3 protein-coding genes are annotated in these 1,914 nt (G+C 62.1%); 1 reads left to right on the forward strand and 2 read right to left on the reverse strand.

The window, feature by feature from the left end; genetic code table 11:
- Positions 1-384 (reverse strand): SAM-dependent methyltransferase (locus VBE63_RS28370; RefSeq protein ID WP_416274711.1); only part of this gene is annotated, 384 nt, incomplete at its 3' end.
- A gap of 121 nt (positions 385-505) precedes the next feature.
- Here VBE63_RS28370 and VBE63_RS28375 point away from each other — a divergent pair.
- Complete coding sequence (locus VBE63_RS28375) at positions 506-904, forward strand: hypothetical protein (protein ID WP_323686329.1); 399 nt, start codon at positions 506-508, stop codon at positions 902-904.
- A gap of 76 nt (positions 905-980) precedes the next feature.
- Here VBE63_RS28375 and VBE63_RS28380 read toward each other — a convergent pair.
- Positions 981-1,914: L-threonylcarbamoyladenylate synthase (locus VBE63_RS28380; RefSeq protein ID WP_323686330.1), on the reverse strand; the 934-nt coding region annotated here is incomplete at its 5' end.

The raw sequence follows: 1,914 nt of genomic DNA on the forward strand, positions 1-1,914 counted from the left end.
TAGTTCCAGCACCGCCATGCCCTCGCCGATACCGGTACGGCGCCCAGTCTCGGCCAGGGCGGCCTCCTCGGCCTCGGCCAGGCTGGTCACCCCGTCTGGCCACCAGCAGCTGCTGTACTTGCGTCGCGGACCCAGCACGGTCGCGAAGAACGCGGCCGGGACCTCGTAGTGCTGCTCGTTGGCGCGTTCCGGCACTGCCGCGACCGGGGACAAGTCCATCATCCTAATAAAGGCCTCCTTGTGCTCAGCGGCGCGCTCACAATCCTGCATCGGCAGCTCCGACAAGGTCTTGCGCAGGCGCTGCCGAATGCCGGCACGGATGATCGGATCGGGCAGGATGCCCCGCTCCACCAGCGAGATGATCAGGGTCTCAGAGATCGGCATTCACTGCTCCAGTGTCGAATATTTCAGCATGAACTGTCAGGTATTGGCGCGGGCGTTTGTTTACAATCCGGGATCGGCCATGCACACACAGATCAAAATCTTGATGAGGAGCAAGATGAGGTTGCCGCCGACAAGCCTGCTCGCCATCTCTAGTCTGGTCACCTGCAGCCTATTCACCTGGCTGCTCGCCTGCCCGACCACCGGTCTTGCTCGGGACTATCGAATCAACGTTGGCCAACTGCCGCTCTATGCCGAAACCAAGGGCAAGGGCATCCTGATCGACGTGATCAAGGCGATGGACGAGGAGTACGAGGCCGGAAGCCTGATCATCGAGGTCTATCCCTTCGAGCGCTCGATCCACAAAGTCGCGCAAGGCTTAGAGGATGCCGAGCATGTGGCTGAGAAGATCCGCCAGCAGGTCGCGGCCAGCCAAGCCGTGAGCCCCGTCCAGTTCACCCTGAGCATCGGCCTCACCGTCGTCTCAAGACTGGATCAGACCATCAGCGACAGCATTGTTTAGAAACTGTCTATCAACGGCATCCCGATTTGAGGATCACTGTCATGCGATCATCGGGAAGCAAAAAGTAGACAGCTACTTAGTGCTGTACAGGGGTCGCGGCCCGCTCCAAACGGTTGTTGATGGCCTCCCACTCTGGCGACTGCGGGGGTTGCTCGACCAGAATCTGATTCAGATGCATTTGGTCCAGTCTGCGTAATTCAGCATACAGACGACAGGCATAGGCCTCTGGATCATCCGGCATGCTCACCCAGTGTAGAGCGCCGACAGCGTCCAGGGGCGCTTGCCGGGCCAAGACGACGCATCCTGGCCTTGCTCGTGCCAGCATCGCGGCAATGGCATCACCAGACATGAGCGCTAACGGCGTGGTCGGTGCGTAGTGCGACGGCAATCGACCCGGCGCCGCGGGGCCATCGCCGATGGCCGGTCTCTCCACCTGCTCGCCCAACAGTCGCTCGATTTCGGCCAGGTCAATCATGCCCGGGCGCAGCAAACGGGGGTGCTTGTCGCTCAAGTCGATGATCGTCGACTCCAGACCAACGTTGCAGGCGCCGCCGTCGAGCACAGCGGGTACGCGGTTATCAACCGAAAACTCGTCCAGCACATGCGCCGCCGTCGTCGGGCTGATCCGACCAAATCGATTGGCGGAGGGCGCGGCCAGCGCGGCGCCGAAGGCCCGCAGCAGTTGCTGAGCGACCGGGTGTGCGGGCACGCGTAGCCCCACAGTGTCCTGCCCGCCAGTGATGCGGTTTGACACATCGGGGGCTTTATTCAACACCAGCGTTAGCGGCCCGGGCCAATAGACGTCGGCCAACCGCCAGGCCGCATCGGGGATCTCTCGAGCCCAGGCACTCATGGCGGCGGCCTCTGGCAAATGCACGATCAGCGGATGGTTGGCGGGCCGACCCTTGGCCGCAAAGATGCGGCCGATGGCCTGATCGTCGTTCGCGTTGCCACCTAGACCGTAGACGGTTTCGGTCGGAAAGGCGACCAGTTCACCCCGTTGCAATAGC

Source organism: Lamprobacter sp. (assembly GCF_034860625.1).
Lineage (GTDB): Bacteria > Pseudomonadota > Gammaproteobacteria > Chromatiales > Chromatiaceae > Lamprobacter.